The organism is Streptomyces liangshanensis (assembly GCF_011694815.1).
Taxonomy (GTDB): Bacteria; Actinomycetota; Actinomycetes; order Streptomycetales; family Streptomycetaceae; genus Streptomyces; species Streptomyces liangshanensis.
This window is the reverse complement of the sequence record NZ_CP050177.1, coordinates 3,589,711-3,602,540: the sequence shown is the minus strand read 5'-3', so window position 1 is coordinate 3,602,540 and position 12,830 is coordinate 3,589,711. Positions and strand designations below refer to the sequence as shown.

Genomic DNA, 12,830 nt, shown 5'->3' with positions numbered 1-12,830 from the left:
ACCCCTCAGCCGCGCTCGCGCAGGTACGCCTCCAACTCCGCCGCCCCGGCCAGCATCGCCCGCCCGCGGGCGGACAGCCGGTCGCGCCAGTCGCACAGCGCGGCCTCCAGCGGCTCCAACCCGCCGGCCGCGCGCACTTGGGCGATCAGCGGGGCGATCCGCTCCAACAGGTAGCCGCCACGCCGGAGTTGATGGGCGAGGCGCACGTCCCGTACGTCGGCCTCGTCGTACACGCGGTATCCGGTGACCGGGTCGCGGCCCGGCCGTACCAGCCCGGCCCGCTCCCACTTGCGCAACGTCGCGGGCCGGACCCCCAGCTCGGCGGCGAGCGGGCCGATGAAGGTGGCGCCGCCGCCGGACCCCGGGACGGACCGGGACGCGGCCCGAGACCCGGGCCCCCGACCGGCCCTGACCCCCGCCCCCTCGGGCCCGGCCCCCGCCGCAGGCCCCGCCCCGTTCCCCACCCCCGGCTCCAGGTCGCGCAGCGCGCCCTCCACGGCCCGGAGCGTCCGCCGGTCGTCCAGGAGTTGGGCGTGGCTCTCGTCGATCAGGCGGAACGCCTCCTCGGCCACCCCCTCGTTCACCGCCCGCATGATCGACGCCGCCGTCGCATGCCCGTGGCCGGGCAGCAGGGCGAGGAACGCCCGCAGGGCGGTCGCGTGCAGCGGGGTGTAGGCGCGGTAGCCGTGGGGGCCGCGGTCGGCGGCCGGAAGGATGCCGGCCTCCTCGTAGTTCCTGACGGCCTGGGTGGACACGCCGTGACCGCGCGCCAGATCGACCGGCCGGAGGCGCGGCCGCTCACCCTCCGTTTGAAGCTTTCTCGCCATACGCCGACGATAACGCGCGAAAGTCTCCACCGAAGGTTCAACGATAGCGTTTAAGGCATGGCAACTGACCTCAAGGACATCGCCGACACCACCCATGCCCTCGACGCCGCCGCCCTCATGCGCCTGCTCCCGGCCCGCCCCCGGCTGCTCGCCCTGGGCGAGCCCACCCACGGCGAGGACGCCCTCCTCGACGTCCGTAACGAACTCTTCCGGCAACTGGTCGAGCACCACGGCTACCGGACCATCGCGATCGAGAGCGACTGCCTGACGGGCCTGGCCGTGGACGACCACGTCACGTCGGGCGCGGGCACCCTCGACGAGGTCATGGAGCGGGGGATCAGCCACGGCTGGGGCGCGTCGGCGGCCAACCGCGAGCTGGTGCGCTGGATGCGCGCGTACAACATCCGTACGGACGACGAAGGACGGCCCGCGTCGGAGCGGCTCCGCTTCGCCGGACTCGACGGCCCTCTGGAGTTCACCCACGCCGCGAGCCCCCGGCTCGCCCTCACCGCGCTCCACCGCTACCTCGCGGCCCACGTGGACGAGGGCCTGCTCCCCTGCACCGCGGACACACTCGACCGCCTGACCGGGACCGACGACCGGTGGACCGACCCGGCCGCGATGCTGGACCCGTCCCGGTCGGTGGGGCGGTCGGCGGAGGCCGGCCAACTCCGCCTGCTCGCCGACGACTTGGCCACACTGCTCGACCAGCAGACTCCGCACCTGATAGCCGCGACGTCCCGGGACGAGCGGGAGCGGGCGGGCCTGTACGCGCGTACCGCGACCGGCCTGCTGCGCTACCACCACTGGATGGCCGACACCTCACCCGCGCGCATGACACGGCTGTGCGCGCTGCGGGCCTCGATGATGGCCGACAACCTCTTCGCCGTCGCCGCCCGGGGCCCGGTACTCGTCCACGCCCACAACTCCCTTCTGCAACGCGAGAAGAGCTCGATGCGGCTGTGGGAAGGGGTGGTGGAGTGGTGGAGCCCGGGTGCGCTGGTGAGCGCGCGGTACGGCGCGGAGTACGCGTTCGTCCCCACGGCCCTCGGCACGATCCGGCACCAGGGCGTGGAGGCCCCGCCGCCGGACACCGTCGAGGGGCTCCTGTACCAACTCCCGGAGGAGCGCCGCGTCGTCGACGCCCGGCGCCTGACCGCCACCGTCGCCGACAGCCGCCCGGCGCCCCGCGTCTCCCCGTGGTTCGGCTACGCCCCGCTCGATCCGGCCCACTTGGGGACGACCGACGGCCTCGTGTTCGTCAAGGACGTGCGGTGAAGCTGACGCCCGGTGTCCGGTACGGCCCATCCGCTCCGGTCTGACGCCCGCGAGTCGTACAACGTTCATCGAGCTTTGGCAAAAAGGTCTTCCGCACCCGGGTCTACGCGCGCAGAGTTGTCCCGCGCACCGCCGCCGGCCCCATCCCGCTCCATCCCGCACCACTCCCGCACCACCTCGCCCCACCCCCGCTCCACGACTCCACCCCCACCACTCCACCCCCACACGGAGGTTGACGGATGCTCGGATCCGTGAAGTCCCGCTCCCTGCTCATCGCCGCCACGGCGTCCCTCGGTCTGGTCACCGCGGGCGCCGGCTACTCCGCCCAGGCCGCCCCGGCGGCGGCCCCGGCTCCCGCCGCGGCCGCCGCCGCCACGCACCGCGTGCTCTTCGACAACTCCAAGGCCGAGCAGGCGGGCAACGCCGACTGGGTCATCGGCTCCAGCCAGCCCGACCCGCTGGGCCAGGACTCCACGCCCACGAAGGAGACCGACTGGACCGGCGGCCTGTCCTCGTGGGGAGTCGCCCTCCAGCGGACGGGCGACTACTCGCTCAAGACCCTGCCGGCCGGAAACACCATCACCTACGGCGGCTCCGGCGCGCTCGACCTGAAGAACTTCGACACCTTCGTCCTGCCCGAGCCCAACATCCGGCTCAGCACGGCCGAGAAGACCGCGGTCATGAAGTTCGTGCAGGCGGGCGGCGGGCTCTTCCTGATCTCCGACCACGACGTCAGTGACCGCAACAACGACGGCTACGACTCACCCATGGTCATCAACGACCTGATGACCAGCAACGGCGTCGACAACACCGACCCGTTCGGCTTCTCCGTCGACAAGCTCAACATCACCTCCGGCAACCCGAAGGCGATCAGCGACAGTTCGAACCCGGTGCTGAACGGCTCCTTCGGCAAGGTCACCGGCAGCCTGATCGCCAACGGCACCACCTTCACCCTCAAGCCGGCCGACAACCCGGCCGTCAAGGGCCTGCTCTGGCGCTCGGGCTCCAGCACCACCGGCACCACCGGGGCCTTCTTCGTCACCAGCACCTTCGGCAGCGGCCGGGTGGCGATCTGGGGTGACAGCTCGCCGATCGACGACGGTACGGGCGCCTCCGGCGACACCCTGTACGACGGCTGGAACGACCCGTCCGCGACGAACGCCGCGCTCGCCCTCAACGCCACGGCCTGGCTGTCCGGCACGGGCAGCACCGGCGGAGGCGGTGGCGGTGGCGGCGAGACCTGCACCACGTCGGGCCAGCTGCTCGCCAACCCCGGCTTCGAATCGGGCACTTCGGGGTGGAGCGCCACGTCCGGCGTGATCACGTCCAGCACCACCAAGGCGTCGCACTCCGGTTCGTACAAGGCCTGGCTCGGCGGTGCGGGTACGGCGGGGACGGAGACCCTCTCCCAGTCGGTGACGATCCCGGCGGGCTGCGCGGCCACGCTGAGCTTCTGGCTGCACATCGATACGGCGGAGACCGGCACGACGGCGTACGACACCCTCAAGGTCCAGGTGCTGAACTCCTCGGGTACGGTGCTCGGCACCCCCGCGACGTACTCCAACGTCAACGCGGCGACGGGCTACACCCAGCGCACCCTGGACCTCAGCGCCTACGCGGGCCAGTCGGTGACGCTGAAGTTCACCAGCACCGAGGGCTCGAAGCTCCAGACGTCGTTCGTGGTGGACGACACGGCACTGAACGTCGGCTGACCCGATACCGCGCCAAAGCACCAAGGGGCCGCCCCCGCAGACCCACCACGGGGGCGGCCCCTTCGCCACGTGTGGCGGACCCCCAACCACCCGAACGCTCCGGGAGCCCGACTTTCTCACCCGATGTTGGAGACCATCCTGCGCAACACCTTGAGCGCGGCAACGTACTCCTCGTCGCTGATGCCCGCGTGGACCGTGGCGCGCAGGCCCGTGACCAGCTCCCGCACCCGGACCCTGGCGGCCTCCCCGTCGTCGGTGAGGTGGAGGCGGCGGTCGGCGTCCGTCCGCAGCCAGCGGCGGTGGAGCAACTGGTCGATGACGCGCGGGATCTCGTACGGCCCGTCCGCGAGGTGCGTGAGCTGGGCGACGACCTCGTCCCGACCGGGCGCCTCGGGCCCGCCGTTCACGCGGTTGAGCACCCAGTACTGAGGCTGGGTGACATCGACCCTGGCCATGGCGTCACGCAGATGCCGGGTCACGGCGTCGTGCGCGAGTCCGGTCCAGTAGCCGACGGGCTGGTTGGCCAGCATGTCGTCGGTGGCGGCCGGGTCGGCGGGCGCCTGGTCGGTGATGCCGGCGTTCAACGATTCGCTCACGCCAAGACGCTACATTCCCCTTCCCCCTCCCGCCCGTGTACGACGATGGCGGTATGACGTTCGCCCTGGTCCCCATCGACCGTGAACCGCCCCCCGTCGGCGCCGTCCTGCTGACCGGCATCCCCGGCAGCGGCAAGTCCACCGTGGCGGCCGCACTGGCCACCCGGCTGCCGCGGGCGGCCCACGTCGAGGTGGACGGGCTCCAGCAGATGATCGTCAGCGGCGGCCGCTGGCCCACCCCGGAGCCGGACGCCGAGGCCGACCGCCAGATCTTCCTGCGCGCCCGCAACGCGTGCCTGCTGGCGGACAGCTTCGCGGCCGCGGGGTTCGTACCGGTGCTGGACGACGTGGTGGTACGCCGCGCCCACCTCGACTTCTACCGCGCAACCCTCCACACCCGCCCCCTCCACCTCGTAGTCCTGTCCCCCACCCCAACCACGACCCACCACCGCAACCAGACCCGCGCCAAAACCCTGACAACGGACTGGTCCCCCCTGGACCAGGCCCTGCGCACCGAACTGGCGGGCGAGGGAACCTGGATCGACAACGGAACCCAGACGGTGGATGAGACGGTGGATGCGGTGCTGGGGTGTTTGGGTGGGGGTTCAGGCGGGGCGTAGTCGGGGTCGCGGTTCTTGTGTTGTGTGACGTGGGGGCCGCCCCTTGCTGTTGAGTGTCGCGGTTTCGGGTCGGGCGTCAAGGGCGCTCCTTCGTCGCGTCGGCAAGCCGATGACCTTCGGTCACCCTTGACTCCCGCCCCGAAACCGCAAGTGAAGGCCGAGGGGGGGCGGCCCGGGGGAGGGGTCCCCCGGGGGGCTTGTTTGTTGCCGGGCTTTCGTCGCGGTCTGCGGCTCGGGGCTGGGTTTGCGCACGACTTGAATGGGGCGGCGGGCCTCGGCTCAGCGGCTAGCTGGCCGTCTGTTGGCGGGTGTGCAAGCACCGTGTCTGGGCTGGGTGGGTGGAAGGGGAGGCAGAAGGGGGCAGGCGGGCAGTTTCCCCCCTTCCGGCCGGTGATGTGCCCTGGGTATGCACTAACGGAACACAGCACGCAAGACCGGGGAGGAAGGGCCGCCGGAGGGCTCCCGAGTCAGGGCAAATAGGGCATATGGGTGGGCTGGAGTGGGTGGTGGGGTGGTTTCAGCCGTCGGTTGCCGCCTCCCCGGCCGTTATGCGGACATCACCCCCACGCCGGGAGGCGGGTGGGGTTGATGGGGTTGGTGGGGTGAGTGAGGCGGCTGGCAGGCCCCATCCCATCCCTTCCCCGGCCCTATCCGGCGGGTTGTGTGTCCTGGGTTCCGGTCAACGGAACGCAGGACGCAAGGCTGGGGTGGAAAGGCCGCCAGGGGAATCCCGAGGCTGGGTGAATGGGGGTGTCCTGGCTGCCGGATGGGATATCCCTCACCCCACCCCGCAGCTGAGCACGAATCTCAGACACGGTGCTTGCGCACCCGCCAACAGACAGCTTTCCAGCCGCTGAGCCGAGGCCTGCCGCCCCATTCAAGTGGTGCGCAACCCCCCAACCGGAGCCGCAGACCGCAACGAAACCCCGACAACAAACAGGCCCTCCGGGGACCCCTCCCCCGGGCCGCCCCCCTCCGCCTTCACTTGCGGTTTCGGGGCGGGGGTCAAGGGTGGAGCGAAGCGGAATCGGCGGAGCCGACGCGACGAAGGAGCGCCCTTGACGCCCGCCCCGAAACCGCGACACTCAACAGCAAGGGGCGGCCCCCACGTTCACCGAACAACCCGGCCCACCCCGACTACGTCTTCGTCTGAACCCCCCCTACACCTCGTCGAACGGCTCCGCGTACGCGAACTGGCCCTGTAGGTCGTTGCTGTACGCCGTCAGGGTGCGGACCTGGAAGTGCGGGCCCCAGGACGCGTTCGGTGGGGTGATGTGGTGGTCGGTGCTCCGGCGGAAGCCGTAGCGGGTGTAGTACGCCGGGTTGCCTAGGAGGGCCACCAGGGGTTCGTCCAGGGCGTCGGCCGCGCCCAGTGTGGCGTGCATCAGGGCCAGGCCCACCCCGCGGCGCTGGTGGGCGGGGGCCACGCTCAGGGGGCCGAGGCCCAGGACCGGGGTGGTGTCGACGTGGCCGCGTGTGCAGACGACGTGGCCGACCACCGCGCCCTCGTCGTCCGTCGCCACGAGGGAGAGCGCGGGGAGCCAGGCGTCGGACGCGCGCAGCGCGTCCAGCAGAGTGACCTCGATGGGCACCGGCTGTTCCGGGCGGGCGAAGGCGGCTGCCGTGACGGCGCGTACGGCGGGGTGGTCGGCTGGGGTCTCGCGGCGGATCAGCATGGCGTCAGTGTGGGGTGGGTGGTGGACGCCCCGCAAAGGAGATTTGCCGTGCCCGCGCGGGCTGTTGCCCGGTTCAGTTCGACTTTGTGTACGTCAGCTTCTCGCCGGTTGTTGTGGTGCGGCTCAGTCTGCCGTCGGTGAGTAGCTTCAGTTCTGTCGGGTTGCCCGGTGAGCAGGACTCCGCCGGTTCGCCGACCGTGACCTTCGACGGGCCGATGCGGACCGGTTTGCCCGGGGTGGGGGCGGCGGCCAGGGGGGCTTCGAAGACGCAGTGGTACGTGCCGGTGTCCGTCGGGCCGTCCGCCGTGAGGGAGAGGACCGTCTCGCCCACCTTGCCCTGGGTGATGACCAGTTCGCGGGTGTTCGTGCCCGTACCGGTGTCGACACCGCCCGTCCAGGTGCCCAGGTACTCCTTCGGTACCTCGCCCGGCGTCTCCGATGGGGACGGGGAGGGGGAGACGGATGGGGGTGGGGATTGGTCCGTTGGTGGGGTGGGGGCGGAGGTGCGGGTGTCGGTCGAGCGGGCCTTGTTGTCGCTCGTGCCGCCGCCGTCCATGAACGCGTACACCGAACCGCCCGCGCCGATCGCCACGATCAGGGCCACCAGGATCAGCGCGACGGTCGCGCGCTTGTTGCGGGGCGGTGGTTCGGGGGGTGGGGTCTGTGGGTCGTACGGGGTGGGGCTGATCGGTTCGTACGGCGGGGTCGCTCCGTGCGGCGGGGTCGCTCCGTAGGGCGGGGTCGCTCCGTACGGTGGTGTGGGGCCGAACGGGGCCCCGGGGGGTGTCGGGGGGCCGAAGCCGTTGGGTGGTTGGGGAGTTGGTTGGGTCTGCGAGGTTTGCGAGGTCTGGGGGGTCCGGGGGTATCCGTACGGTGGCTGGAGGGTCGCCTGCGGCAGGGGCAGTTGGGGTGGGGTCGTGGCGCGCGCTGTCGGTAGTTCGTGCGTTCCGGGGGTGGGCGTTCCCCGTCCCTGCGTCGCCGGGTCCTCCTGGTTGAGCAACTCCACCGCGCCCTGGCCCAGTTGGGCCAGCAGGCCGCCCGGCAGCCACGGTTCGCCGCTCGTGCTCGGGCCCTGGTGGGTGTCCGCCAGGCGGGCCAGCACGTCCGTCGTCGTCGGGCGGGCGGCCGGGTCCTTCTGGAGGCAGTGGGCTGTCAACTCCCTTAGCCCGTCGGGGAGGTCGGACAGGTCCGGTTCCTCCTGCGCGATACGGAACAGCAGCGCCGGTATCCCGCTGTCCGCCGCGCCGAACGGCTGCCGGCCCGTCGCCGCGTACACCAGGACCGAGCCCAGGCAGAAGATGTCGCACGCGGCCGTCACCCGGTCGCCCCGCACCTGTTCCGGTGCCATGAAGCCCGGCGAGCCCATCAGCGCGCCGGTCCTGGTCAGGCCGTCCTCGCCGACCGACTCCAGCGCGCGGGCTATGCCGAAGTCGATGACACGCGGGCCCTCGATCGTCACCAGGACGTTGGACGGCTTGAGGTCGCGGTGGATCAGCCCCGCCGCGTGGATGTCCTGGAGCGCGCGGGCGAGGCCCGACGCGAGGACGCGTACGGAGCGTTCGGGCAGCGGGCCGTGGCCGGAGCCGGTGCCGTCGTCGCCCGAGACGATCGTCTGGAGCGTCGGCCCCGCCACGTACCCGGTCGCGACCCAGGGCACCTCCGCCTCCGTGTCGGCGTCGAGCACCGGCGCCGTCCACGCGCCCCCGACGCGCCGCGCCGCCGCCACCTCCTGCCGGAACCGGCTGCGGAACTCCTCCCGTTCGGCCAGATCCCGCCGTACGAGCTTGACGGCGACGGTACGTCCCCGGTTCGAGCGCGCCAGGTACACCCGGCCCATGCCGCCCACCCCGAGGCGTGCCAACAGCCGGTAGGAGCCGATGTGTTGCGGATCATCTGCTACGAGTCTTTCCATGGCCGCGCGGCCCCTCCCCGAACCTGACGCACCCGGCGCTCCCGATCCATCGCGGGCCACGCCACTGTCACGCCCTGGATCATCTCGCATGAAGCGGCCGGAACCGTCGACTATCCGAAGGTAGTTCCTCGTGCTTTTCGGACAGATCTCCGCCCCGGGCGCATGGAGTGAGTACGACGCGCCCGGCGCCCTCGGGGCGGAGGGCGCCGGGCGCGCCGGGTCGGGGGGTCGGGGGGCTAGGCGAGGGGGGCGTCCGGTCGGCCGGCGGAGCCGACCTCGGCTCGTCTCACTCCGGCCACGCCGAGTTCTCGATCACCTCGACGAAGTCCGTACGGACGAAGCCCGGCGAGAAGTGCGCCAGCACGTCCGCCTTCACGTTCCCGAAGGCCGTCTGCGGGCGGTGTTCGATGCCCTCCGTGAACGCCTGGAGGATCCGCCGCTTGAAGTCCGGCCTCGGGTGCGCCGCCACCACCTCGGCCCTGACCTCCTCGGGGACGACGTCCAGCCCCATCCCGAGGACGTCGAACTCCACCCCCGCCGTCACCAGCGCCACCTCCGGCTCCATGTGGGCCGGGATCTCGGGTGTCGTGTGCAGCGCGATCGCGGTCCACGCGATGCGCGCGCTGTCCCGCGAGAGGCCGTGGCGCAGCAGGAAGTCGCGGGCCGCGTCGGCGCCGTCGATCTCGAACCGCTGCTGCGAGGTCCGGTAGCCCTCGGTCAGCCCGAGGTCGTGGAACATCGCGCCGACGTAGAGCAGCTCGGGGTCGTACGGGAGTCCGCGCCGCCGCCCCTGGAGCGAGCCGAACAGGAAGACGCGGCGGGAGTGGTCGTACAGCAGCGGGCTCGCGGTGTCCCTGACCAGCTCCGTGGCCTCCCTGGCGAGCGTGCTGTCGGGGATCTCGATACCGGCGACGATCTCGGGCATGGCGGGGAGCCTTTCCTGTGGGGGTGCGGCCGGGGGGTGCGGCCGGGGGTGGCGCGGCGGGGGGTGCGGCTGCCTTCTGTTCTCCCTACTCTCCGCTCGGGCTCGGGTGGTCCGCCATGTCTACGGAGACGTACATCCCACACATTCGGACATGGGTCCGGGCTACCGTGGAGGGATGGATGGCAGGCAGCAGCGGGTACGGAAGACGCGAAAGCGGCGTGGCGAGCCCCGGGACGTCGTCGTGTTCGTCTACGACGGCGTTCGGCTGATGGATGTCGCCGCGCCCCTGGAGGTCTTCGCCACGGCGGCCGGGCTCGGTGGTGCGTACGCGCTGACCGTCTGTTCGGCGGACGGCGCGCCCGTCATCACCTCCACCGGGACCCGGCTGCACGCCGACGCGGCCGTGTCCGAGGTCGGCGAGGTCCACACGGTGATCGTCCCGGGCTCGGAGGACCTGCCGCACCACCCGCCGCCGGACGGGCTTCTCGACGCGGTCACGCTCCTCGCCGGGCGGTGCGCGCGGGTCGCGTCCGTCTGTACGGGCGCGTTCGCGCTGGCCGCGGCCGGGCTGCTGGACGGCCGGCGCGCGACCACGCACTGGCGGCACGCGGCGGTCCTGGCCCGCCGCCACCCGGCGGTCACCGTCGACCCGGACGCGATCTTCGTACGGGACGGGCACATGTACACGTCGGCGGGCGTCACCGCGGGCATCGACCTGGCGCTCGCGCTGGTCGAGGACGACGAGGGCGCCGGTCTGGCGCGCGAGGTGGCGCGGGACCTCGTGGTGTTCCTGCGGCGGCCGGGCGGGCAGTCGCAGTTCTCGGTCGCGGCGCGCACGCCGAGCCCCCGGCACGACGTGCTGCGCGGGCTGCTGGACGAGATGGCCGGCGACCCGGCCGCCGACCACTCGCTCCCGGCGCTCGCGCGGCGCGGGGGGCTGAGCGCCCGGCACCTGACGCGACTGTTCAACGAGCAGGTCGGCAGCACGCCGGCCGCGTACGTCGAGTCCGTACGGCTGGAGGCGGCGCAGGCGCTGCTGGAGGCGGGGGAGACGGTGACGGGGGCGGCGCGGCGGAGCGGGCTGGGGAGTGACGAGTCGCTGCGACGGGTGTTCCTGCGACACCTGGGGGTGACCCCGTCGACGTACCGGGCGCGGTTCCGTACGACGGGGGAGGGCGCGGGGGCGCGGGCTGGGACGAGGGCTGGGGCTGAGGGGACCCGGGCGGCAGCGGGGGCGAAGGCGGGAGGAGGCGCGCGCAGCCGCTGACGCCGACCTCCCCGTGCCGGGCGGGCATACCCGTCCCCGCCTCGGCACCTCGGCCCCGGGCGGGCCCCCGGCACTGGCATCCTGGTCCCAGGCGGGAACCCCGGCATCCGCACATCCCGGCCCCGGCACTCTGGTCCTGGGCGGGCACCCCGGCACAGGCACTCCGGCACTCCCGCACTCGCACCGCGGTCCCGGGCGGGAACCCCGGCATCCGCACATCCCGGCCCTGGCACTCTGGTCCTGGGCGGGCACCCCGGCACAGGCACCCCGGCACCCCCGCACCCGCACTGCGGTCCCGGGCGAGAACCCCGGCACCCCCGCACCCGCACCGCGGTCCCGGGCGGGAACCCCGGCACTCCCGCACCCGCACCGCGGTCCCGGGCGGGAACCCCGGCACCCCGGCCCCGGGCGGCCACCCGGGCCCCTGCACCGGCCCACCGGCACCAGCCCCCCTGCACCGGCCCGCCGGCGCGAGCCCCCTGCACCCCGTTCGACACCTTGCCCAGCAAAGTGGCCGACGCCATACAAGATGGCGATGACGCCCGCCACCCGCGTCTCCCTACCCTGGGCCCCATGACCCCTCCTGTCCCGTCGCACGCGCCCTCGCACGCCCCCGCGTCCGCCGCCCCGCTCGCCGACCCCCGGGCCGGTGCGGCCGTGAAGGCCGCCGACCGTGCGCACGTGTTCCACTCCTGGTCCGCCCAGGAGCTGATCGACCCGCTCGCCGTCGCCGGCGCCGAGGGCGCGTACTTCTGGGACTACGAAGGCAACCGCTACCTCGACTTCACCAGCGGCCTCGTCTTCACCAACATCGGCTACCAGCACCCCACCGTCGTCGCGGCGATCCAGGAACAGGCGGCCCGGCTCACGACCTTCGCGCCCGCTTTCGCGCTCGACGTACGGTCCGAGGCGGCGCGCCTCATCGCCGCCCGCACCCCGGGCGACCTCGACAAGATCTTCTTCACCAACGGGGGCGCCGACGCCGTCGAGCACGCCCTCCGGATGGCCCGGCTGCACACCGGCCGCCCGAAGGTGCTGTCGGCGTACCGCTCGTACCACGGCGGGACGACCACCGCGATCAACGTGACCGGCGACCCTCGCCGCTGGGCGTCGGACAGCGGCACCGCCGGGGTCGTGCACTTCTGGACGCCGTTCCTCTACCGCTCCCCGTTCTACGCCTCGACGGAGGCCGAGGAGTGCGCACGCGCGCTGGAGCACCTGGAGGCGACCATCGCCTTCGAGGGGCCCGAGACCGTCGCGGCGGTCATCCTGGAGACCGTCCCCGGCACGGCCGGGATCATGATGCCGCCGCCCGGCTACCTCGCGGGGGTGCGCGAGATCTGCGACCGGCACGGGATCGTCTTCGTACTGGACGAGGTGATGGCGGGATTCGGGCGTACGGGGGAGTGGTTCGCGGCCGACCACTTCGACGTCGTACCCGACCTGCTGACCTTCGCGAAGGGCGTCAACTCCGGTTACGTACCGCTCGGCGGGGTCGCGATCTCGGCGGCGATCGCGGAGACCTTCGCGACCCGCCCGTACCCCGGCGGTCTCACGTACTCCGGCCACCCGCTGGCCTGCGCGGCGGCCGTCGCCACGCTCCGGGTGATGGAAGACGAGAAGGTCGTCGAGCACGCCGCGCACATCGGCGCGACCGTCCTCGGCCCGGGCCTGCGCGACCTGGCGGAGCGGCACCCGTCGGTGGGGGAGGTGCGGGGGACGGGGGTGTTCTGGGCGCTGGATCTCGTACGGGACAGGGAGACGCGCGAGCCGCTCGTCCCGTACAACGCGACGGGTGAGGCGAACGCCCCCATGGCCGCGTTCGCCGCCGCCTGCAAGCGGAACGGCCTGTGGCCCTTCGTGAACATGAACCGCACCCACGCCGTCCCCGCCTGCAACGTCACGGAGGCGGAGGCGAAGGAGGGCCTGGCCGCCCTGGACGTGGCGCTGGGGGTCGCGGACGAGTACACGGTCCAGCGGCGGGCGGCGGGCGGCGAGCGGTAGACAGCAGGCGGGA

10 protein-coding genes are annotated in these 12,830 nt (G+C 72.6%); 5 read left to right on the top strand and 5 right to left on the bottom strand.

Annotation, left to right across the window (positions count from 1 at the left end; genetic code table 11):
* Nucleotides 1-5 precede the first annotated feature (5 nt).
* Nucleotides 6-827, bottom strand: a complete 822-nt coding sequence (locus tag HA039_RS15475) for a TioE family transcriptional regulator (protein WP_167029593.1) — start codon at nucleotides 825-827, stop codon at nucleotides 6-8.
* A 57-nt stretch (nucleotides 828-884) separates the two neighbouring features.
* Between HA039_RS15475 and HA039_RS15470 the strand changes: the two genes are divergently transcribed.
* Together HA039_RS15470 and HA039_RS15465 are read left to right on the top strand one after the other, a co-directional pair.
* A complete protein-coding gene (locus tag HA039_RS15470) occupies nucleotides 885-2,105 on the top strand; it encodes an erythromycin esterase family protein (protein WP_167029590.1) in 1,221 nt (406 codons plus the stop codon).
* 239 nt (nucleotides 2,106-2,344) lie between these two features.
* Complete coding sequence (locus HA039_RS15465; RefSeq protein WP_167029587.1) at nucleotides 2,345-3,817, top strand: M6 family metallopeptidase; 1,473 nt, start codon at nucleotides 2,345-2,347, stop codon at nucleotides 3,815-3,817.
* Between the two features lie 116 nt (nucleotides 3,818-3,933).
* On the opposite strand, the gene HA039_RS15460 is transcribed toward HA039_RS15465, so the two are convergent.
* Nucleotides 3,934-4,347 carry a MarR family winged helix-turn-helix transcriptional regulator gene (locus HA039_RS15460; RefSeq protein ID WP_243870110.1) on the bottom strand — a complete coding sequence of 138 codons (414 nt, stop codon included), beginning with the start codon at nucleotides 4,345-4,347 and terminating at the stop codon, nucleotides 3,934-3,936.
* Nucleotides 4,348-4,466: 119 nt separating this feature from the next.
* Here HA039_RS15460 and HA039_RS15455 point away from each other — a divergent pair, with 119 nt between their 5' ends.
* The gene (locus HA039_RS15455) at nucleotides 4,467-5,033 is read left to right on the top strand and encodes an AAA family ATPase (protein WP_167029584.1); all 567 of its coding nucleotides are present in this window, start codon (nucleotides 4,467-4,469) and stop codon (nucleotides 5,031-5,033) included.
* A 1,160-nt stretch (nucleotides 5,034-6,193) separates the two neighbouring features.
* On the opposite strand, the gene HA039_RS15450 is transcribed toward HA039_RS15455, so the two are convergent.
* The 3 genes from HA039_RS15450 to HA039_RS15440 form a co-directional block, all read right to left on the bottom strand.
* On the bottom strand, nucleotides 6,194-6,709 hold the full coding sequence (locus HA039_RS15450) for a GNAT family N-acetyltransferase (protein WP_167029581.1): 516 nt from the start codon (nucleotides 6,707-6,709) through the stop codon (nucleotides 6,194-6,196).
* Between the two features lie 73 nt (nucleotides 6,710-6,782).
* Entirely contained in the window at nucleotides 6,783-8,621 is a 1,839-nt protein-coding gene (locus tag HA039_RS15445; RefSeq protein WP_167029576.1) for a serine/threonine-protein kinase, read from the bottom strand.
* A gap of 286 nt (nucleotides 8,622-8,907) precedes the next feature.
* The gene (locus HA039_RS15440; RefSeq protein ID WP_167029573.1) at nucleotides 8,908-9,546 is read right to left on the bottom strand and encodes an HD domain-containing protein; all 639 of its coding nucleotides are present in this window, start codon (nucleotides 9,544-9,546) and stop codon (nucleotides 8,908-8,910) included.
* A gap of 175 nt (nucleotides 9,547-9,721) precedes the next feature.
* Between HA039_RS15440 and HA039_RS15435 the strand changes: the two genes are divergently transcribed.
* Nucleotides 9,722-10,813: a GlxA family transcriptional regulator gene (locus HA039_RS15435; protein ID WP_167029570.1), complete on the top strand. Its 1,092-nt coding sequence runs from the start codon at nucleotides 9,722-9,724 to the stop codon at nucleotides 10,811-10,813.
* Nucleotides 10,814-11,386: 573 nt separating this feature from the next.
* Nucleotides 11,387-12,817, top strand: coding sequence for an aspartate aminotransferase family protein (locus HA039_RS15430; protein ID WP_167029567.1), 1,431 nt, complete (start codon nucleotides 11,387-11,389; stop codon nucleotides 12,815-12,817).
* Nucleotides 12,818-12,830 lie beyond the last annotated feature (13 nt).

Excerpts from the sequence above, each read along its gene's own strand:
- HA039_RS15475 (WP_167029593.1), bottom strand. The coding sequence starts at position 827 with ATGGCGAGAAAGCTTCAAACGGAGGGTGAGCGGCCGCGCCTCCGGCCG.
- HA039_RS15470 (WP_167029590.1), top strand. The coding sequence starts at position 885 with ATGGCAACTGACCTCAAGGACATCGCCGACACCACCCATGCCCTCGAC.
- HA039_RS15465 (WP_167029587.1), top strand. The coding sequence starts at position 2,345 with ATGCTCGGATCCGTGAAGTCCCGCTCCCTGCTCATCGCCGCCACGGCG.
- HA039_RS15460 (WP_243870110.1), bottom strand. The coding sequence starts at position 4,347 with ATGCTGGCCAACCAGCCCGTCGGCTACTGGACCGGACTCGCGCACGAC.
- HA039_RS15455 (WP_167029584.1), top strand. The coding sequence starts at position 4,467 with ATGACGTTCGCCCTGGTCCCCATCGACCGTGAACCGCCCCCCGTCGGC.
- HA039_RS15450 (WP_167029581.1), bottom strand. The coding sequence starts at position 6,709 with ATGCTGATCCGCCGCGAGACCCCAGCCGACCACCCCGCCGTACGCGCC.
- HA039_RS15445 (WP_167029576.1), bottom strand. The coding sequence starts at position 8,621 with ATGGAAAGACTCGTAGCAGATGATCCGCAACACATCGGCTCCTACCGG.
- HA039_RS15440 (WP_167029573.1), bottom strand. The coding sequence starts at position 9,546 with ATGCCCGAGATCGTCGCCGGTATCGAGATCCCCGACAGCACGCTCGCC.
- HA039_RS15435 (WP_167029570.1), top strand. The coding sequence starts at position 9,722 with ATGGATGGCAGGCAGCAGCGGGTACGGAAGACGCGAAAGCGGCGTGGC.
- HA039_RS15430 (WP_167029567.1), top strand. The coding sequence starts at position 11,387 with ATGACCCCTCCTGTCCCGTCGCACGCGCCCTCGCACGCCCCCGCGTCC.